At 32.6% G+C, this 21,876-nt stretch carries 12 protein-coding genes and 1 pseudogene; 2 read left to right on the forward strand and 11 right to left on the reverse strand.

Translation table 11 applies throughout. The annotated features are described in order from the left end of the window. Positions 1–458: 458 nt before the first annotated feature. Positions 459–1,331 (reverse strand): YitT family protein, encoded by an 873-nt coding sequence (locus MKO96_RS02545; protein WP_240586558.1) that lies wholly within the window; start codon positions 1,329–1,331, stop codon positions 459–461. A gap of 1,066 nt (positions 1,332–2,397) precedes the next feature. Between MKO96_RS02545 and MKO96_RS02550 the strand changes: the two genes are divergently transcribed. After that, entirely contained in the window at positions 2,398–2,598 is a 201-nt protein-coding gene (locus tag MKO96_RS02550) for a DUF2187 domain-containing protein (RefSeq protein ID WP_240586559.1), read from the forward strand. Between the two features lie 109 nt (positions 2,599–2,707). Here the strand turns inward: MKO96_RS02550 and MKO96_RS02555 are convergent. The 10 genes and pseudogenes from MKO96_RS02555 to MKO96_RS02600 all read right to left on the reverse strand — a co-directional run. Continuing rightward, positions 2,708–2,887: pseudogene (locus MKO96_RS02555) on the reverse strand (GNAT family N-acetyltransferase); the annotation flags it as partial. Between the two features lie 249 nt (positions 2,888–3,136). Beyond that, a complete protein-coding gene (locus MKO96_RS02560) occupies positions 3,137–3,685 on the reverse strand; it encodes a fascin domain-containing protein (RefSeq protein ID WP_240586561.1) in 549 nt (182 codons plus the stop codon). A 477-nt stretch (positions 3,686–4,162) separates the two neighbouring features. Further along, positions 4,163–6,484 (reverse strand): putative mucin/carbohydrate-binding domain-containing protein, encoded by a 2,322-nt coding sequence (locus MKO96_RS02565; protein WP_240586562.1) that lies wholly within the window; start codon positions 6,482–6,484, stop codon positions 4,163–4,165. A 103-nt stretch (positions 6,485–6,587) separates the two neighbouring features. After that, the gene (locus tag MKO96_RS02570; protein ID WP_240586563.1) at positions 6,588–8,954 is read right to left on the reverse strand and encodes a putative mucin/carbohydrate-binding domain-containing protein; all 2,367 of its coding nucleotides are present in this window, start codon (positions 8,952–8,954) and stop codon (positions 6,588–6,590) included. Positions 8,955–9,094: 140 nt separating this feature from the next. After that, positions 9,095–11,341, reverse strand: a complete 2,247-nt coding sequence (locus tag MKO96_RS02575) for a M60 family metallopeptidase (RefSeq protein ID WP_240586564.1) — start codon at positions 11,339–11,341, stop codon at positions 9,095–9,097. Between the two features lie 562 nt (positions 11,342–11,903). Further along, positions 11,904–13,037 (reverse strand): hemolysin BL binding component B, encoded by a 1,134-nt coding sequence (gene hblA, locus MKO96_RS02580; RefSeq protein ID WP_240586565.1) that lies wholly within the window; start codon positions 13,035–13,037, stop codon positions 11,904–11,906. 31 nt (positions 13,038–13,068) lie between these two features. After that, positions 13,069–14,298, reverse strand: coding sequence for a hemolysin BL lytic component L1 (hblD, locus tag MKO96_RS02585; RefSeq protein ID WP_240587372.1), 1,230 nt, complete (start codon positions 14,296–14,298; stop codon positions 13,069–13,071). Positions 14,299–14,359: 61 nt separating this feature from the next. Next, the gene (gene hblC / locus MKO96_RS02590) at positions 14,360–15,679 is read right to left on the reverse strand and encodes a hemolysin BL lytic component L2 (RefSeq protein ID WP_240586566.1); all 1,320 of its coding nucleotides are present in this window, start codon (positions 15,677–15,679) and stop codon (positions 14,360–14,362) included. Between the two features lie 701 nt (positions 15,680–16,380). Further along, on the reverse strand, positions 16,381–17,307 hold the full coding sequence (gene bla, locus MKO96_RS02595; RefSeq protein ID WP_483298318.1) for a class A beta-lactamase Bla1: 927 nt from the start codon (positions 17,305–17,307) through the stop codon (positions 16,381–16,383). Between the two features lie 278 nt (positions 17,308–17,585). Beyond that, positions 17,586–19,721: a peptidoglycan D,D-transpeptidase FtsI family protein gene (locus tag MKO96_RS02600; protein WP_240586567.1), complete on the reverse strand. Its 2,136-nt coding sequence runs from the start codon at positions 19,719–19,721 to the stop codon at positions 17,586–17,588. Between the two features lie 393 nt (positions 19,722–20,114). Between MKO96_RS02600 and MKO96_RS02605 the strand changes: the two genes are divergently transcribed. After that, positions 20,115–21,875 carry a peptidoglycan D,D-transpeptidase FtsI family protein gene (locus MKO96_RS02605; protein WP_240586568.1) on the forward strand — a complete coding sequence of 587 codons (1,761 nt, stop codon included), beginning with the start codon at positions 20,115–20,117 and terminating at the stop codon, positions 21,873–21,875. Position 21,876 lies beyond the last annotated feature (1 nt).

A 21,876-nucleotide genomic window follows, 5' to 3' on the forward strand; every position in this document is an offset into this window, starting at 1 on the left:
CATTCCAATTGTAACTCCATGAAATAGCATCAAAGCCGAAATTCCTAAATTAAGGAATTTCGGCTTTTTGATTTCGTAAGAATATCTTAGTTTTTGTTTTATCTACCTTGATAGAATAGATACACATCAACATATTTGTGCATAATATTTTCGTTTTATATGGCTTTAATAAATCATTTTTAGTTTAAATATCTTATACTGATACAAATGGAATTTTATTACTTATCCCTTTAGATTATTTCAAATTTCTTGCTTTTCTATATCAATAACTAATTATTATCAGATATCATATCTATAAAAAGTTACAAAAAATAATAATCTATTATTAAAAAACAAAAAATACTGCCCTTATGCCTTACTGTTGTCCCCCTTATTACTTATCAGATTTCTATCTACATGTGGGTTTCATCTTTTTCAATAATCAACTTTGTATAAAATATTTAACTTGGTTATTACCCTTAATGAATATCTTGCTTTTTAAAGTTTCCGCCTTTTACTTCCGCAACATCATATACAGTGACAAAGGCATTTTCATCAATTTCATGAATAAGTTCCTTCATTTTATTTTCTTCTAAACGACTGATAACACAGCTAACTTCTTTATAAGCTTCTTTCGAAGAGCCACCATACATTTCGTTATAGATTGCATTTCTCCCAAGACGTTCCCAAATTGTATCTATCATTAATTTAGGTTCTTTTGTAACAATTTTAAATGTTTTAGAGCCACTTAATCCTACTTCAATAATATGAATTACTTTAGAAGCAATAAAGTAAGCAATCGCTGATAAAATTCCACCCTGAAGACCGAATACTGTTGACACAAAAATAAATACGAACATATTTAAAAACAAGATAAGATCACTTGTGCCAAACGGTAATCTTCTAGACAGCAATACCGCTAGCATATCAATTCCATCTAACGCCCCACCATTACGAAGTGCCAATCCCATACCAAAGCCGATAATCACACCACCAACAACAGTAACTAACAATGTATCTCCTTCAATAATGGTAGGCACATTATGCATAACCACAGTACCTATTGCAAGTGATACAATACCAATAACTGAATAAATTGCAAATCCTCTACCGATTTGTTTATAACCTAGCCAAACAAATGGAATATTAATAAATCCAATTAAAAGACCTAATGGTAACTCAAATAGCTGAGAACTAACGATACTTATACCTGTTACACCACCATCTGAGACATTATTAGGAATAAGTACAGCCTCTAATCCATACGCGGTTATAAATGCTCCAATAACAATCAAAATTGCTTGTGAAAATTTTTTCAATTTATTTACATTTTTCTTTTTTGCACTTACCATCTCAATTCCTCATTTCACACATTTTTCTCTTTTTATCTTTTCATGATTACATCAGATTCTATATTCTTTGTGTCGCACCTACTATGTAACTTCTCTCAAACTATAACTTCCTATACTTAATTAGAAGGTATTAACAAGCTAAACTGTATGTGTATGGACTGTTATAACTAGAATCTAATCATGAGCTGCACTATTAAATTCTTCTTTACCAACCACAAACATATAAATTCCTATAAGAATAATTGGTTAAATTAAAATCTTTATTGTTTAGACTGCTTTCCCCCCCAGTATAGAGATTTACACTTCTTTTGGCTCTGTTGCCAATGTAAAAACGTTTATCTAAATTAAATGTCACTTTTCAATAGATTCCCTCTAAATCTAACTGCAAAACATGCGACACCTAGAACTGTCGCTTCATTGAATATTTAACACTCTTCAGAAACATATAAAATATCCATCACATAGCCATTACATTTCAAAATCTACTACGAAAATATTTCCTCCTAATACGTCTTCGCTTTACCATTTAAACACCTTGAAATTATTGTTAATAGACCACACACAGAAACTACTGGATTTCCACCCTGTTTATAGGATTCAGATCATTTTTAAGAAGTAAAACTCTGTCAATTCCTCAAAGCTCAAATTACTTCCGTCCATTCATCAATTGTAAAATATCAAAACAATTGTTTGTGTAATCCTTTCCATAAACGTAGTGAGTATAACTTTACAAGTTGCAATTCAGTACTAAATGACCGTTATGCTCATTTAGTCATTTATACTATACCTAAAACTAAAATAATATTCCATTCGATAATATTATTTCTTCCTATTAATTTCAGCTTCGTATTGTATGATTATTTAAGATTTTATAAAATAAGTAAGTTTTACAAATACCTGAGTTCTCAATGTTTTCATAAAGTGAAAACTATTTATAATAACTTTGATCGAGGGTACTTTTTTCTATTTATTCCCCCTTTTCTCCCTTATATTTTATCTTCATTCGTGTATTATATGATGAAAGAATCTTCACAAGAAGAAAACTAGTATCAATGAGGTGTATCATATGGAGACAAATAATAATGTTACAATTGGTTCTTACGTACAATTTCCCTATCGTAATAATTCCTCCTTACAATTATCAGGTTATGTAGTAAATATCTTACAGAACACGATTGTAGTTGATATTGCTGCAATTGCTGAAACACATGCTATAGACGAAACTAGGCAAGTTGTAAAACATGGTTATTACCACAAGATGAAGTAAAGTGATAACATATAAAAAGATCCAAGTACACACTAGGATCTTTTTATATGCCGTTGTTTTTATAGTATTTTAATTTACACCCAACATACTCTATTTCTAAATTTGATAATTATGTCGCGTCCTTCCATTTAGACTTCAATATTGAATATTGATATTCATCAATCCACTGCCCTTTTAGCATGTAATTCTGCAATAAATGACCTTCTCTCCTTATCCTCACACGTTCCAGCACAGAAATAGACTTGTTATTTCGAACATCCGAAAATGCAATCACTTTATGTTTCCGTAATATTTGAAGTAGCATTTCATGATTCTCCTTACTGTTAATATGCCTTGAAAAAGAACCCTAGAGGGTTCTTTTTCTTCTCGTTACATCCTTAGCAAGTCCCTCTTTAACATACAAACAGGACTACCAATTACTTGCAGCCCTGTTTGCACGTTAATATACACTCTTATTAAGTACTTACCACTTTATTTTGCTAAGAATTCACACCAACTAAATATGCCAGTATCACTTAGATATATAACACTTCAAAATTTAAAGGTATACAATAACAAATCTTTCCCAGGTTCCAACTATATAACTATTAGCTGCTAATTCTCTACCACCATTAGCTGATATGAATCTACCATTACTGAGTGCTTGTAATACATATATCCTATTGTCTCCACCATTATATAAAATAAACTTTTCCCATGCCCCAATTGATGTACGAGCTGCTACTACTCTACCATTTGGTTCAAAAGAAACGTATTTCCCATTACTTTTTGCTTTTAAAGCGTACGTATATAATTCCCCAGTCGGAATTAATTCGAATTTCTCCCATTCATTAACTGCATTACGGTTAGCTATCACATTTCCCGATGGCTCAGCAGAAACATATTGTAAATTTGCTGCCTGTATAGCAACTGTCCAACTTCCATTAAATAAATTCACTCCTTTTAGTGCACCAGCATTTGATTGATTGGCTGCCAATGCATCATTCGATGGCATTATCATCAATATAATTAGAACTATTGGCAACACCATTAGAACTAACTTTTTAAAGATTGTATTACCATTTTCATAAGTTATGAACCTCTTCATTCCCATTCCTCCTTTAATATACATAGCACTCATGTACACTATACCAAATATGTAAAATATTGTAACAAACGAGGCGATTTATCAACAAATACCTTATTATTCTGTTTCTTTTTTCTCAAATTTATAGCACCTAGACATTGCTCTATTCTCCAACATATTTTTAGCTATTTTTCCTCTTATAAATTCAGTTTCCCCCTATGTATCTATCCAAACTTAACTAGTTTTATATTTATCTAAACCAACTATCCGTTTAATTCCCTTTTGTTTTATAACAAACAGCTTCAAACTTTAGCATTTTATTTGTACTACTTCGTTTTTTTGGAAAGAATCCTCCAAATAATAACAACATCCATGCCTGTATGAGCATTATATTTATTCTATTGCTTGCACTTAAACTTAAAGTGCTCCAAAAGCCAAATAGCCGTTCATAATGAACGGCTATTTGGCTTCTTACTAATAATTTGAATGTTCTTCATGTTAATCTATTTTGTTTAATCCCGTTGAAGTAACTTGATAGGTTCTTTTTTTTCCTATATATTCTTGTTTATTATTCTCAAGGTTAATAAGTGTAGCGCGTGTCTTTTCCTTTACTGCTTCCCCTTCTATATGGGTAAACTCAATGTAATCTCCCACTTTTAAGGGCACCGTTTGGCTTTCGGCAGTTTGTTGTCTATTTCCCACTATTTCCTTATTGTACACAACACTACCGGATGAATTTTGTACTTTAATACTTGCATACGTATTATTAAAGTAAGAATGTGGTACGCCTGATTCTAACTTCACCTGCATTTTCTCAGTTGCCCTATTATAATCTACTTTTGCGATTTCTCTATCACTATATCCTTTTAAAGACCAGCCAAATTGATTTCCGTCTAAAACCGTTGTTTCTGGCATTTTTTCCACTTTCTTCATGCCTTCTTTTGTAACTTCGTACATGACTTTTTTTCCAAAGCTTTCTTGTTTACTGTTGTCTACATTTGTGAAAGTAGCTCTATGCACACCTTCTAAATGTGTTAACTCAATATAATCGCCTACTTTGACTGGAACTTTTTGCGATTCAGCATTTTGTTGTTTGTTTCCATAAATGTCTTTCTTGTATACTACTTTTCCTGTTGCATTTTGTACTTTAATACTCGCATATGTTTCATTAAAATAATGATGCGGTACGCCTGCTTTTAAGTCAACTTGCATTTCTTCTGTCGACTTATTAAAATTGATTTTAGCAAACTCGAAATCGCTAATTCCTTTTAGTGACCATGCAAACTGGTTTCCTTCTAAAATATTAGAAGAGTTCGGTATATCTGGATTAAAACCTAAGTTATCTAATATAGATTTTAGATCAGGTAAAACACCTATTCTATCATTCCATGGATCTTGAGATTTTGTTCCTGTATTTGGATTACTTAAGATATTTCTTAATTCGGCTGGTGTATAAGGAGAACCTCGGTGTTCTTTAGCAATACCTTGAATCGAAGTTGCTGCCCCAGCAATAATTGGTGAAGCACTTGATGTTCCACTAAATGTTGATGTATATAAATTTGTAGTATTTTGACTTGGATTTGCTGACGTTGTATCAACATTTTCTCCCCATCCATATACATCTAATCGACTTCCATAATTTGAAAACCATAAACGTTTATGTGGAACAGTTGATGATCCCGCCCCAACCATAATAGCACCTGAATCCTTGAAGTCTGGACTATTTCGATTTAAGATTTTTTTTCCATTACGATCTTTAAAATTATCCAAGTCGTTTGAACCATTTGCGCCAGCTTCTATAATAATAATCCCTTTATCTGCACCAACACGAATTGCATCAAAAATATCTGGATGTACTTCTACAGGTAAATATTTATCCCCATACCCATCATACGAAGCTTGTGCCTCTAATAAAAGAATATCTCCCGCTTGTAAATTATGTACAGCACTTAAAATAGCATCCGCTGTATTATAAATTCCGTTATCCCTAATCTGGGATATTACTTTTACATTTGCTTTTGGTGCAATTCCAATATTTCCAATTTGATTATCTTCAGATGAAACAATTCCTAATACAGAAGTACCATGAGCTCTATGCTGGCTTATATTTTGTCCCGACATAAGCTTAATATTTTTATTAACTAAATCCTCATGGTTCAATAACCATCCATATTCCATATCCACAAAAGTTGTATCCTTCCCGTCACCACCTTTAATGCTCCAAGCATGCGAGGCATTAATTCCCTTCGGTGCCGCTTCAAGATATCCTTGATTTTTAAATCTAGGATCATCGTACGGATTAACAGATAAATTTGGTAACTGTATTTCAGGGGGTGTCAAAATTTGTTTTTCTTGTATATAAGCCTCCTCTACAAGAGGAGATGTTTCAAATTTTTTTAGTAATAATTCTATTTCTATGTTATTAGGAGCTTGTACAATATAATAATTTAATAAATTATTAGCTGATTCATTAGCAACTGATTTAGATTGTACTGATAACTTTTCAATCTCTATCGGATTTACAGATGAGAACAGACGATTCAAAGTAAGTTCTGTATTTTCGGAAAATAACTTCTTTAAATTGTTATCATAATCCCCATTTTTTATTCGTTTCTCAATACTATCTTCATAAGGTAAGTCAATTTGATTTTTAAACTTTACAATTAATCTTTCTTCCTGTGAATCTCTTTCTTTGTATGTGACATTATTAGATTCAGCGTAAACTTTATTATGAATACTATCATTTTGTAGGATTAGATCTGTTCCTACAAATGTGGTCATTGCAATTGATGCAATTAGAAAATCTTTGAATATGTTCATACTATACCCGCCAATCTATTTTCTCTTGAGCATTTTTAATGCGTATAATAGTTAAGATTTTTATATATTATATAAATCAATAATTTAAGTTTTGTAGTGAAATCTATGACTTTATTAATAATCCCATAGAGGTAACCTGATATATCCTTTTCTTTCCTATATATTCCTGTTTACTATTCTCAAGATTAGTAAGTGTGGCACGTGTCTTTTCCTTTTGTGCTTCTCCCTCTGTATGAGTAAACTCAATATAATCTCCTACTTTGACTGTAACAGTTTGGCTCTCAGCAGCTTGTTGTCTATTTCCTACAATTGCTTTATTGTACAAAATATTGCCCGATGAGTTTTGAACTTTAATGCTTGCATACGTACTAGTAAAATAGGAATGGGGTACTCCCGCTTCTAATTTAATCTGCATTTTTTCTGTTGCATTGTTATACTCTACTTTTGCGATTTCTCGATCATTATATCCCTTTAACGACCATGCAAATTGATTTCCATCTAAAACTGTTGTTTCTGGCATTTTCTCTACTTTCTTCAGGCCTTCTTTTGTAACTTGATACCTTGCTGTCTTTCCAATGGTTTCATTTTTGTTATTTTCAAGGTTAGTTAAAGTTGCTCGTGTTTTCTCCTTTGTTGCTTCTCCTTCTATATGGGTAAATTCAATGTAATCCCCTACCTTGACTGGCACAGTTTGGCTTTCAGCATTTTGTTGTTTATCTCCCACGATTTCCTTATTGTACAAAACATTTCCAGAAGAATTCTGGACCTTAATACTCGCATACGTACTAGCAAAGTAGGAATGTGGTACACCTGCTTCTAGTTTTATCTTCATCTCTTCTGCCGTTTTATCGTAATCTACTTTTGCAATTTCGCTATCACTATATCCTTTTAATGACCATGCAAATTGATTTCCATCTAAGATTGTTGCTTCTGGCATTTTTTCTACTTTCTTCAGACCTTCTTTTGTAACTTCGTATATGGCTTTTTTTCCAAAACTCTCTTGCTTACTATTATCGACATTTGTGAAAGTAGCTCTATGCACACCTTCTAAATGTGTTAACTCGATATAATCTCCTACTTTGACTGATACCTTTTGTGATTCAGCATTTTGCTGTTTGTTTCCATAAATCTCTTTGTTATAGATCACTTTACCTGATGTATTTTGCACTTTAATACTTGCATATGTACTATCAAAGTAGTCATGTGGTACACCTGCTTTTAAATCAATTTGCATTTCTTCTGTTGATTTATTTAAATTTACTTTCGCAAATTCAAAATCTCCAATCCCTTTCAGCGACCATGCAAATTCTTTACCTTCAAAAATGCTTGGAGATTCATTTTTGATTTGTACCTTTTTCTCAACAGTTTGATCAAATAAATCCGTTAATACAATTTTTGCATAAGCATTTGTTGATAATGATAAAGATTGACTGATTCCATTTTGATAAGATTTAATATCATCAATTACGTTAATAGGTTGACCCGTCATATTTTCATTGTTATAAATTTCAATTTTCCCCTTAAATTGCGGTGTACTATTTTCTTTTAGTTTCCAAGATATATTTAATTTTTCATTTTCATAATATATAGATTGGATATCAAAATCTAGTTTTCCTATTTCAGGTTGAGTAGGTTGATTTAGCGTGAATATTTTTCCTGATCCAATGGTAGACTGCGTATTACCTCCTGCTTTGACCCATACATATTCTGAAGTGGCTCCTCCATCATATTGATAAGTATTATCATGCGTCCCTGAAATTTTTTGATTATTCCAATAACTCCATTGTTTATCTACTAACTTTCGGCTATAACCATTTTTCAGGCGCGCTTCTCGAACATTCTGTCCACTATCAGCCCAGTCTTCTTGAAACATTCCTAATCCATGATTAAATGCAACATTAGCAACAGGAAAATCCATAATTGCAATTTGATGCCATTTATTATTTGTTACATCTTTCAGCCATTGTCCAAATTTAGTATGACCATTTTCTTGCCATGAACGCATTGTCATTCTGTACCAATTGTAGTCTTTCCAACCATAAGTTGTTTGAACCTTCATTCCTGTTCCTTCCCCTCCAAAGGGCCCAGCTTGCGAATTCGGAGATAAGTATTCGGCCTTTATTGCTTCTTTAGAGGAAATTGGATCCCATAAAGCAAAATGTAAAGTACGTTTTCCATTTTCATCAAACCCACTTTGTTGTTGAAAACCAGCATATCCTCCAGCTTCACCACCTGCATTCCAGTTGTGTACAGCCCAGTACGTATAAGGTGGAGTCTGAACTGGTGACCAGTCTATACTAATAATATCTGAGACAGGTATATTTTGGGGACTGACATAAACTGCTGGAGCAGCTGAATGTGTTGCAGCTTTAATGTGCGAAATAGACGTTCCAAACATAGAAAACATGCTACATGCTGCGGTAATTATAATAACTTTATTAAACCTTTTCTTTGTTTTCTGACTCATCACTAATCTACTTCCTTTTCTTATTTTTATTTTTGAATACTAACTTAATAGAGAAATCTATCAAAATTCAAGCAACATCCAGTAATTCTTTAAAATACTGCCCCCATTTATGTTGTTCTATCTTCACATCTAATTCTTACATATTACTTGATTGTAAGTAGTTTCCATAACGATAAAGCAAATATCCAATTCGAGTCACCATTTCCTTGATGATTTTGAATAGCTTCATACACTTTCCCTTGATGTTCTACTTTATCTCCCTTTGTATACGCCTTCTTTGGATCCCATTTCTCATAAGATGTATTTTGATCTTTTGTTTTTACCGGAAGAATATTACTTTGAATTGATGTATTTCCAGCTGCATCTACGGCCTTCACTGCATATTTATATTCCTTATTAACTGTTAAGTTTTGATCAGTATACGTTGTTCCTTGTACTGTTTGAATCAATTGTCCATCGCGTAATACCTGATATTCTTTTACACTTACATTATCTGTAGAAGGATTCCATTTTAGCTCTACACTGTTAGAAGTAAGGTTGCTTGCATATAATTCTTGTGGCTGTGTCGGAGCCTCTGTATCTGGTTTCGGATTAACAATTTGATTTACTGTTTTCAGGCCATCCTTTGTAACTTCGTATATGGCTTTTTTTCCAAAGCTCTCTTGTTTACTATTATCGACATTCATAAAAGTTGCTCTATGCACACCTTCTATATGTGTTAACTCAATATAATCTCCTACTTTGACTGGAACTTTTTGCAGTTCAGCATTTTGTTGTTTGTTTCCATAAATGTCTTTCTTATATACTACTTTTCCTGATGCATTTTGTACTTTAATACTCGCATATGTTTCATTAAAATAATGGTGCGGTATGCCTTCTTTTAAGTCGATTTGCATTTCTTCTGTCGACTTATTGAAATTGACTTTAGCAAACTCGAAATCACTAATTCCTTTTAGTGACCATGCAAACTGTTTTCCTTCTAAAATATTATTTACATTAGGTATATCTGGTTTAATTGGATTAGAATCTGTCCCCTTCCAAATCTCTGCTGTTAAAGTTGGATACCCTAATGCAGCTACTTTTTGAATGGTATCGTTATTTGGACGTAATCCCCACTTCTCAAAGAAAGGTATCAAATTTTGTTTGGCTACTTTTGATGCCGAAATCATAAATAATTGTTTTTTATTTTCATCAGTTTGTGGAAGTTCACTTGAAGACATGTCTCTATACAATTGATGCAATTTAGGATAGAAGTCCTCTCCATATGCTAACTGTAGTTGCCAAAGCATAACAAGCTTAACAAAAACATCACTAACTTCGTCATAATTTTTATTAGGTTGTTCTAAGTATTGAAATGCCTTAGTATAAGCGCCCTCCTGTTGCAATCTAAAAGGTTGATTAGATGTAAATGCTTTTTCTACTGCAAGGCTGTATATATTATTTTGTACTTCTGTCATATTATAAAACTTCCAAGGTGATTGCTGTCTCAAATGCCCTGCCTCATGCCAAGGACCCCAGCCATCTTTTATAAATTTATTAATATCTAACACGTATTGGATTGCATCTCCTACATATGCGGTTCTATAAGAAGTTGCATACATATAATAATCGGGAGAATGATTTTCTTCTACGTAATGAATATAATGTTTATCTACTTGTTCCTCGGATAAACCAGCTACTTTGTCTTGAATTCGAGTAGCTTCATCCATCTTTTTTAAGAGTTGTACAGGATCTGTATTAGAACCTAACAAATATTTCTTAACACGTGCAGGGCTGGCCGTAATTAATACACGTTCTCCTTTTAACTCCACTGCATGTGCATTGGGATATTGGTCCAGCATGTTTATTAAATCTTGTTTCGTATGCTTTCCCAGTTCAAAAAAAGGAGTAGTCGTTCCACCTGTTGTGACTGTTGTTCGAATAGTGCCACCTTGTTGTTTATTATAAAAATAAATCATCCCCCCATTTGGAGATTGGATTGTGTTTATACCAGGTTTTAATGTAAATGATTTTATTTTAGAATCTTCTCTCCAAGAAGCATCATACGAATACGTTCCAATGTATGCTTGAATATTTTGATTTCCTTCTACATTAATCGTTATTTGTTCATTTGGCTTTGCATATAAACCAGTGGGTTCATATGGACTAAATGCCATACTTTTTCTTTCCTGTTGTTTCAGTACCTCAACATCCCCTTTTCCTGGGACTGTATATGTTCTATTTTCTGATTTAACTGACTTTTCTTCTTGCAGTGATGTCGATAAATTGTTTTGCTGCTGCCTTTCCTCTGCAAAGACATCTGATGAAGAAACCATTCCAGTCGTAAGCATAGTTACTGTAGCAGTAGCTGCAAGTATTTTTCTAGTTTTATATTTTAAGTTATTCCCCATATTGTCTCCCTCATTTTCCCTTAGTACATGTAAGGATTATTATTTTATTTATTACGTTTTTACACTAAAAATTTTTTACGCTATTTATGTTGTATCTAATACTCTATTTTTTCTCATAATAGTCTCCTTTTCTTTATTTCTAATTGTTTATAAATGTTATTTGATGACACATAAAATAACAACTTTGCGATAAACTCCTCAATAACAACCTAATATGTTTTGATTCAGTGTTATTAACTTCCATCTAATTGTATAAAAGTATTCAATTAGGAAAATAAGAATATAAAACTCACTAATCATAGATTAAGTTTTATGGAAAAATTCACAAAAAATCATTCACCTTAAAAATTTAAACTTGTATAACTACTTTCTACATATAGGATAGGATGGAGTTATACATATATTTATTTACTCTTAATATAAGAGACTTCACTACACTAAAAATTATTTCAATAAAAATAGAAGACAGAGGCCTTATTACACCTCTGTCTTTTCAATTTATAAAGAACAAAAAATCATTTTATGACTGTTTAAATGCCATTGTAACAAAAACCGTATTCCCCTATTTTTTTGAAGAAACGGGATTCATTTTTAATGTTTTTATTCCTTCTTTTAATGTAAACGCATCTGCTCTTAACGTTTTCCAACTGTCTTTCGCTGCATTCAGGTTAGGTTTTAAGAATTTAAATTTATTTTGATCTGCTTTTTGGGACGCTTTATCAATATGACTAAGCACTCCTGAATATTGAGAATCTAAATCATGCCATTGTGCAGACATATAGGTAAGAGCATTAATAGCTGATCCAATTGCATCGTGCATTTCATTAATATTATTATACGCAACACCAACTACACGGTTTAACGTTACTTTATAATCTATAGTCTGACGTAATTGTGCTAATAACGGCTCTAACGTACCTAAATTATTTCTTGCTACCCCTATCATTACACCACCAGCAATCCACGTAGGAATTGAGGGAATTGATACAGTTATTATCCCATCTGATTCTACTTGTTTAAAATGTCTTACTTGCTCTAAAACTTCATTTAAGCGCTTTTCATCTTCATCAATTCCAGATGCTTGGTTTTTCAGAATTGAATGCAAAATATCTTTATGACCTCCAAATGCCCGGACATCTTCTCCAATACTATCTCTTAACTTAGCTAGTTCTTGTATTAAATTCTGTGTATATGCTTGATTTTGTTTAATCTCACCTTGTAAATCTGTAATGCCTTCTTTTAATGTGTCTGCATCCCCTTCATTAATCGCTTCTACTAATGTGTCATAATAATTGTCGAATTTAGTATCATACTCTACAATCCCCGTCAGTGTATCTAAAAGTTGTTTTTTTATGTGTGAATCCCATTTCGTAGCATGCTCTCTTGCATTCTTTTGATCTTGTAGAATTTGACTAGGTAGATTTGTATATCCTTTAATGTCAATTCCTTCAAAGTTAACATCTGGGTTTTTAATTAACAAATAAGAGTAATCATTCATAGATTTTGCAAATACTCCAGCATCTTGCAAAGCTTTTTTCATCTTTTCGCTGTTTACAGAAAGAGATATATCTTCGGTACTAGTTTGTTCCATTTTACTTTCACTTGCGAAGGCTGCCACTGGAGAAACTACAGTAGTTGTTGTCAGAGTTAAAAACGTCGATACAGCAAGTAGTTTATAAGGAAAGTTTTTATTCATTTCAATTCCTCCTATACATATATATTGATTTTTAATTTGTTTTTTCTTGTTTAAAAGCAATGTCTTTTGAAATGAATTCTGCATCCTTATGAATATCATTCCAACTTTGTTTTGCAGCCTTTAAATCATCAGGTATTAAAGAAAGTTTATGTTCTTGCATTTGGTCGATATTATCATATAGATCTTTATAATTCGCTCCCATCGTATTCCATTGTTGCTGAATATTCGTTAGAGACATGATTGCTTGATCCACTGTTTGATACAAATATGTCAACGTGTCTTTTGTATTAGTAAGTGAAATAACTGCTTGGTTAGCAAGATCGGCTTTCATACTTAATTCTCCGATTTTATTAGAAATTTCATTATAAGAGTTCATATGATTAGATGCCGCAACACCAGCTGCTGTTCCTAAGCCGATACCAGCTGCCCCTAGAGCTGTTAGACCACCAACAACAGCTGGTGTCGCTGTGCCACCGGTCACAACAATTACTACCGCTCCTGCAATCGTTCCAATAACTAAAATAGCTGCTCCTAATCCACCACCAATTGACCAGGCTAATACATTATCAAAATGTGCTTTCTGCGTAGAACGTAAATTCTCAATTTCGGCCTGAAGTTGTGGGACTAGTGCTTGTTTTCCCGCTAATATAGCCGTTAATCCCCCTTGTCCATCTGGACTTCCAACATTATTTTTAAAATCTACAGTATTTGTATACAACTTTGTTTTGAAAGCTTCTAACATCTTAATAACTTCCGTAACTTCATTTGAATTTGTATGAATTGTACCGATTAAATCCCCTATTCCTTCTTTGAGGCCTGCCTTATCTTTCTTTTTTACAGTATCTACTAGTGTGTCGTAATAATTTTGAAATTGTTCATCATAATTTACAATATTACGTGCTGTCTTTTGAATGTTTGGCTTCGCTGTATCTAACCAGTAATTTGCATTGATTCGTGACAGTTCCTGATTCAGGTGAATGTTTTTGATTAATTCTCCCCCTCCTGAACCTAAATCAACGTTGGATAAATTTACATTCGGTTGCTTAATCATTGTTTTTGCGTACAAATCCATTACAAGAATATGAGAGCCTGTTTCAGCCAACACTTTCTTTAACCCTTCAGGTCCTAACGCATAATTTTCTATTTGCTGTTCTTGTGCTGTCTGTTCTTGTGCAAGTGCATGAATAGTACTACCATTCGTAGCAGTTATAACCGTTGCTAAAGTGGCCAAAGTTATGACCTTAAATGGAAATTTCATTATTTGATTCTCCTCCTTATTTTCAGTTGCATTATAATTTTTTATTAAACTTAATTTCTTAATATTAAAATTTATTAACTTGCTCTTCGAGTTGATTTGTTACATTCTTTAGTCGTCTTAATGTATCTTTTTGAGACTGAGTGTTATTCGTATCAACTTCATTCGATAATTTTGTAATACTATTATTTATTAAATTCAAATCCTCTTTATAACGTTTCATTAGCTCAATCTCTCCATCTACTTGATTAGCAAATGTATGCAAATCATTTTGCATGAAAAGAATCATTGATTTTTGTAAATCTGCTACTGTTAATTTAGTTGTTAAGTCATATAATTTTTGATTTTGTTTCTCTAAATCATTTAAATATGCTCTTTGCTCTGCTGTTAGTTTATTAATTTCGGCAAAGGTACTATATGTTTTTTTTATTTTTTCAGGATCAATCACTTTCATAAGATCATACTCTTTCGTTTTTGTAACTGCAGCTGCAGCAATTTCACCTTTTTTACTTTTCTCTATCGCTTCACGTGCTTCTTTTTTGGCAGCTTCAATTTCTATAACTGATTTTCCCTTTTCTGTTGCTTCTTGCTCTGCTTTCTTCTCTGCTTCTACAATAGCATTGTTTATTTCTTTTCCTTTGTTATACGCCACTACTGCGGTTTGAGCAGCCGGTTCAATGATATCTTTTGATAGACTATAAATTTCTTGGAATACCTTTAGCCCTTGTTCATTTAAAGCTCCCGGTAATAATGCTATTTGCTGTAAATCATTTTGAATTGATTTTTTTGTATTTAGCATTTCATTTTTTAACTTGTCTATTTTTCCTGTTCCCTCAGAACTAAGTACACTCTGTGCTTTTACCACATCTGTATCAAGATTTTTCAGTTTCTTATCTACCTGTAGTTTAAGATCTGTTAACTCATTAATCTGACGTTGCACGTTTTCTTCGTTTGTTATAGTCATATCTTGAAGAACTTCCAGTCTATCTAAAAACCCTTCTTTATCTTCCTTATTATCTACAAATCCTTTTAATGTTGGATAATAGCTATTAAATTTGGTTGCAAATCCTTTGCTTTTTGAATTTAGTAGAATTAATTTTGGATATAGTTCTGATGACCACTCTTTCATATCTTGTTTAATTAGAAATTGAGTTGTATTTAAAGATGGAACTTCTTCAAGTTGCACATTCGGACTTGCTAAGGCTCCATCTATAAAGGTTTGTGTTAATTTGGAGTGTGCACCTATTTTTCGTAATGCTGAGGAAATATCTATATTACCTTGTTTCGTTTCTGCCTGAACGATTGGCATTGCGAGAGTATTGATAGGAATAGTCGCTCCAGTAACGATTGATGTTATTAAAAATCCTGTCATAATTTTATTCTTCATTCCGTACACCTCTTCACTATTGTTTTTTACAGTTTTAATCGTAAATGTTGTACAACCTAACGTTAGGATTTCATCACACACACTTGAGGAGAGAAATTTTTTCGATAGAGTAATCGTATCTCGTTTTTTATTTATTTTTGATAGAATATAAGGACCTTACTTCCCCCTCATTTTAAACACTATGTTTTTCATAAGTAAACCTGAAAATCACATTGATTAAATTTGATTTTTCAGATATTCATTATTCGAATTTAAAAATATTATATTTAAAAAAGTTAAATACAAATTTCATTTCATAAAGTGAAATAATTATACTATGATAATTAAACATAAAAATTCTTTGATTCCCTTAAATCTATATGAATCCCCTTACCTAAAAATGATTTTAATATAATTTAATAGTGATTAGCACATATGTGTCTTTTATATGGATATGTAAAATTACATATCCATATAGGAGTATCTAACTTAACTACTCCAAAATATTATTATCGTATACATAATAATATTGTCACTACGAACACCACAGGAGAAAACTCCCCTCATGCACTCTAGGGGATAGAATGTCTATGTAATAAAATTTTTTACTTATATACTTACTATTTATTATAGAAATACAAAAAAGCGATTCTTTTCACATGAAAAGAATCGCTTTCTAGGTTCATATTTTCAATTACGTTACATAAAGAATTGAGGAATTATCATTTAAGAGCCTTAACTATCATTTCAGTTGCCTCTGCAATTAGTTGATTATCATAGGTAGCCTCTTTCTCATCTTTACTAGATAAAATTGCGATGATAATGGGTGCTCTATTTGGCGGCCAAACGATAGCAATATCATTTCGTGTCCCATAACTTCCAGCTCCTGATTTATCTCCAACTATCCAATCAGTTGGTACGCCTGCACGAATAAGTTTGTCTCCTGTAGCATTTCCTTTCATCCACCCTGTAAGAATGTTACGTTTATGAACCGGAAGCGCATTTCCGACCGTAAAAGCTTTCAGATTCGTAGCAATTGCTTTCGCTGTACTAGTGTCACGAATGTCTCCTGGAATAGCCTCGTTTAATTCTGTTTCAAAGCGATCAGACATAGTAATCCGATCACCCATCTGTCTTAGCGCTTTTTCATATCCTCTTGGTCCGCCTATTTTGTTAAATAAAATGTTCCCTGCAGTATTATCACTGTTACGAACAGCAGCCTCAGCAATTTCTCCTAGTGTCATTCCAGTATCTACATGTTTCTCAGTAACAGGTGAATAATCCACTAAGTCTTCTTTCGTATAAGTAATAACTTCATTTAATTTCTCAGTAGAGTTTTGCTGTAGTAATACCCCTGCCGCTAACGCCTTGTATGTTGATGCAAAGGCAAACCTTTCGTTAGGTCGATAAGAGATTGTTTGATTTGTACCAGTATCAATTGCATATACACCTAATCGTGCATCGAATTTTTTCTCAAGTTGAGAGAATTCTTTATACGTCGCCTGATGTTTATGCTTCACTTGTCCTGTCTTTTCTTTCGCCTCAACTTGCAATGCCCCTCCTGTAAAAGTTTCTAGGCTTGTAAGACTTATACCTAATATACCAATGCATATTCCTATTTTTAGCATCCTCTTATTTTTCAAAATCATCATTCCTTTCAAATTTTCAATACTGAAAACAAGTAGTAAATTCAATACAATGTATCTATTTGAATACCTGTTTTTATACGTACACATAATAGACCATCTAAGAAACAAGTTTGTTCCATAAATTTAAAACCTTTTTAATTAGTAACCAAAATATTAACAAAAATAAGAGATAGCAACTATGATAGCTACTAACTCTTATTTCAAATCTTACTTTTTCTTTAACTTATAAAAGCTTTTATATAAACAGGATCTCTTCCCCTGAGAAAAGTACACAATTATTAATGATTTTGATTCGAACTCTCTGTACTAGCAGTTTCACCTTGTATACGTTGCTTTTTCAAATCAAAGTATACATCTAAAACTTCCTTTCCAATTATAGAATTAATACCATTTTTATCATCATGAAGCCATGGGACTACTACTGAGAATGCTACTTCTGGATTATCATATGGGGCGTATCCAACTAACGTTAAGTTGTAACATTCCATACGTTCCCCTTTCGCATTTCTACCAATTGGATCATCCCCACCATATACAGTTTGAGCTGTCCCTGTCTTTCCTGCTGGTTTATATGGAGCATTTTTGAAATATTTCACGCCAGTTCCATCACCTTCTTGGAATACCCATCTAAACCCTTCTTTTATTCGATCAATATATTCTGTCTTCATATCAATTCGATTTAATACGACAGGCTCTATAGAGCGTATAACTTTACCAACTTCTTCTTTTATTGATTGCTCTCGTATTTCTTGTACAATTTGAGGTTGCATTCTATAACCTCCATTAGCAATCGTTGAAATATATTGCGCCAATTGCAACGGTGTATACGTATCATACTGCCCGATAGAAAAATCTAGTAAAAACCCAGGCTGACTATCTACTTTTCTAGTTTGTCCAACTATTTCATTCGGTAAATCAATACCTGTTGGAACTCCTAATCCAAATTGTTTAAAATAATAGCGCATCGTATCAAATGCTCCTTGTTTTATATCCAACGAACCATTTGGTACGTAATTAACTCCCGCAATTTTTAAAGCTGTCTGGAACATGTATACATTCGAAGATACTTGTAGCGCTCGTAAATCATTAATATTACCAAATCCGGATACATTCCACGATTTCTTAGCTTGTGTACCTTTAAATTTCATAGGTGCATCATAAAATTGATCTCCTGGCTGTATTGCCCCTGTCTCATATCCAGTTAATACAGTTGCACCTTTTACAGCTGACCCTAGCTCATACGAAGTTGTCATGTTACCTAATGCCAAATCCTCAATCTCTATTTTCCCTTCTTTTTCTACAATCTTTTTGCCTGCCATAGATAAAATCTGTCCGTTATTTGGATTCGTCATGACGACAAAAGCTCGGTCCAACAGTGGCTCTGAACTCTTAAACGCTCTCAAATTTTTCTCTATACTTTCTTCCACTTTCTTTTGTAATTCCATATCAATCGTTAATGTTAAACTATTACCACTTTTTCCTTTAGAGATGATTTCTGTGTTTATAATGTTTCCTGATTTATCAGTAATATTTTTCACTTCTTCTTTTGCACCGTGCAAGACATCTTCATATCGTTGTTCAATATAACTTTTTCCTACACGATCATTTCGGTTATATCCACGTACCAAATAAGAATCTAAGTTTTCTTTCGGTAATCCTTCTTCACTACTCGTAATATTACCTAACACGGAACGAAATAAATTACCATTTACGTAATTACGTTCCCAATCAACCGTTGCATCTACTCCTGGGAACTCCATAAGCTTTTCACTTATCCGTGCATACTCTTCATCTGTTACATCTTTTTTAATAATTTGTGGTGTCAGTTGATAACCTGAACTCATTTTACTTTTAATAGCTAACACCTTTAAATCTTGTGCTGTTAATTCTGCCAATTCTACTTCTGTAACGCGACTTCGTCTTAAGTCTTCTATTTTTTTATCTAACTCTTTTCCCTCTATTCCCTTTTCTTTAAACTTTTCTATATCTTTTTTAGTAATCTTTGTCTCCGCACGTTTCGTATTCAACTGCATCCAAAAATCTTTTTTATCGATTTCAGTTAACTTATTTATATCTTGTTCGGGCATTTCAAGTACTTTCGCTAAGTCTTTTGCTGTTTTTAAAATATCTTCACTCGTAATCCCTTTCACCCTTGTATACGTAATTGTGCGAAGAGATTTATTATTAACGACTGCTTTCCCTTCTCGATCTAGTATTTGTCCACGTGGAACTGGTATACTAGTTGTTTCATTTTGACTGCTCTCCACTTGGTTCTTATAAGCCTCTCCCTCAACGATTTGTACTTTTCCTAGCTGCATAATAATGGCTGAGAATAGTAGAAATATGCAAAGGAACATTATATTTAATCGAATAGATATATATGTCTGCTGCTTTTTTTCTTTTTGTTTTTTCATAAATCCTCCATATAATTCTTCCGGAACTCCTCACTAATACTTAGTAAATAAATACGTTCCCTATATATTAGAAATCACCATTCAGTTATAAATAGTGTCTTATCTTTTTTTCTACATCCTTGTAAGCATCAAGCCTTCTTCGTTTAGCCGCGTAATTGATAAATCCCCTTTCCTGTTTTTCTCTCTATTTTTTTATTGCTTGCATTAGAAATGCTAAACTGTATAATGACTCATATTAAGCTTACACATAGACTTGCTAGTAACTTTTCATACTAATTATTCCTTTCTTCATGCTGTTATACTTAATAGACAACCTAAATAATAAAATTGTTCCACATTTACAAAAAAAATAATTAACTATAAGATGAAATAGGCTACATAAGGGAGGGTTATATGTTACATATAAAAAGATGGAGATTTTTTGCGGTTCTTTCTATTGTAGGTTTGATTTTACTAATTTTATTAAAAATCAACTTCATCTCAATTACTATCGCAACTTCTTCAGTTGAAAGAGGAAAAATTTCCGATCAAAATGGTGTAATACTAGCTACAAATAAGAAAGTTAAGTCTCTATATTGCACTTCTAATGATGAAAAGGTATCGAATCAAGATACCTTAAACACATTAGCTTTTTTTAATCAATTTTCAAACGAGTTTCAACATGACATTTCGGCAGAGGACATAAAATCACAATTACAACAATCTTGTAAAAAGCAGACTATGAATGATTTACCGTTATACTCTGACATAAATGAGAGTGAACTTACATTCATAAACAAGAACAAACCCAATAATGTAATAATTAAAGATGAATGGATTCGATATTATCCTAAACACGAAGTTGGTTCACAGCTAATTGGGTATGTAGAAAATGACCTTAATTCTAAGTATGGACCTGTTGGAAAAAGTGGGATTGAGCTTCAATATGAAAATGATTTAAAAGGAAAACCCGGAAAAACACTGATTTTTAAAATGAATAATAAAAAATTCTTATGGAACATTCAAAAAGTTCAAAAAGGAAAAGATGTCCAGCTAGCTTTAGACTCTAAATTGCAACAAAAAACAGAGGAAGCATTAAGATCTCAAATTAAGAAAATACGTGATGCTAAAGCTGGTTATGTTGTAGTAACCGATGTAAAAACTGGCGCAATTTTAACTATGGCCAACTCGGCAGTGTTTGATCCAAATACATTAAATACACATGTATCATCTAAAAACGAAAACATTAAATCACTTTCGCAAAATAAAGCAATTCAAAAATTAAAGTATGGTGAATCTTATGTAAATATGGCCTCAACTATAAAGCCACTTACTATTTTAATTGGATTAAACGAAAAGCTTTTTCAACCTGAAGATACTTATTTAGATAAAGGTACTTTTCAATATGATAATCAAAATAACATTACGAATGCACCTGGAACCCCAACAGGTGAGATTACACCAAGGCAGGCTATCATTAATTCATCTAACACATTTATGACAGCAAAAGTAGCTCTACCCTTATTCAACCAAAATAATGGGAATATAGAAAAAGTTGCACATATATGGACAGAGTATTTAAAGCAATTTGGCCTTCGTTCTAAAACCGGGGTTGATTTACCTTTTGAAGAAGACGGACAATATGAATTTCATCCAACAAACAAGTTTGAAAATGGTATCTCCGCCCTATTAAATGCCTCTTGGGGAGGAAATGAAGTACACACTCCTCTTCAACTTGCTCAATATGCAGCAACTTTAGCAAGTAAAGGTGATAAATATAAACCTCAAATCGTAAGTGCTATTATTGATCAAAATGGTAAGGAAACAAAAAAGTTTAAACCAATTTTAGAAAGTTCAAATCGTTACCCGGTGAAATTTTGGAGTGTCGTGCAAGGTGGGATGAGCCAAAATATAGAGGAAATTAAAAACTTACCCTTCCATGTCGCAGGTAAAACGGGTATTACAGGTTTTCCGAATGAGCAAGAAAAAATGATAAATCATTCTCTTTTCATTGCATATGCTCCTACCGAAGATCCACAAATCGCCATTTCTGTCGTTATTCCTGTTAGTAATTCAGAAAAAAACATCGCTGCTCTCGTTACATCGGAAATTTTAAAGTCTTGGCATACACTTCAAAAAAAAGATAATAACAAAGAGGAAGGTTCATTAAAATGAA

The sequence above is a fragment of the Bacillus sp. ES1-5 genome (assembly GCF_022487605.1).
Classification (GTDB): Bacteria; Bacillota; Bacilli; order Bacillales; family Bacillaceae_G; genus Bacillus_A; species Bacillus_A wiedmannii.

Coding starts and splice junctions, on each gene's coding strand:
- hblA (WP_240586565.1), bottom strand. CDS start 13,037: ATGAATAAAAACTTTCCTTATAAACTACTTGCTGTATCGACGTTTTTA.
- MKO96_RS02575 (WP_240586564.1), bottom strand. CDS start 11,341: ATGGGGAATAACTTAAAATATAAAACTAGAAAAATACTTGCAGCTACT.
- MKO96_RS02550 (WP_240586559.1), top strand. CDS start 2,398: ATGGAGACAAATAATAATGTTACAATTGGTTCTTACGTACAATTTCCC.
- MKO96_RS02605 (WP_240586568.1), top strand. CDS start 20,115: ATGTTACATATAAAAAGATGGAGATTTTTTGCGGTTCTTTCTATTGTA.
- MKO96_RS02565 (WP_240586562.1), bottom strand. CDS start 6,484: ATGAACATATTCAAAGATTTTCTAATTGCATCAATTGCAATGACCACA.
- MKO96_RS02545 (WP_240586558.1), bottom strand. CDS start 1,331: ATGGTAAGTGCAAAAAAGAAAAATGTAAATAAATTGAAAAAATTTTCA.
- MKO96_RS02560 (WP_240586561.1), bottom strand. CDS start 3,685: ATGAAGAGGTTCATAACTTATGAAAATGGTAATACAATCTTTAAAAAG.
- hblC (WP_240586566.1), bottom strand. CDS start 15,679: ATGAAGAATAAAATTATGACAGGATTTTTAATAACATCAATCGTTACT.
- MKO96_RS02600 (WP_240586567.1), bottom strand. CDS start 19,721: ATGAAAAAACAAAAAGAAAAAAAGCAGCAGACATATATATCTATTCGA.
- bla (WP_483298318.1), bottom strand. CDS start 17,307: ATGATTTTGAAAAATAAGAGGATGCTAAAAATAGGAATATGCATTGGT.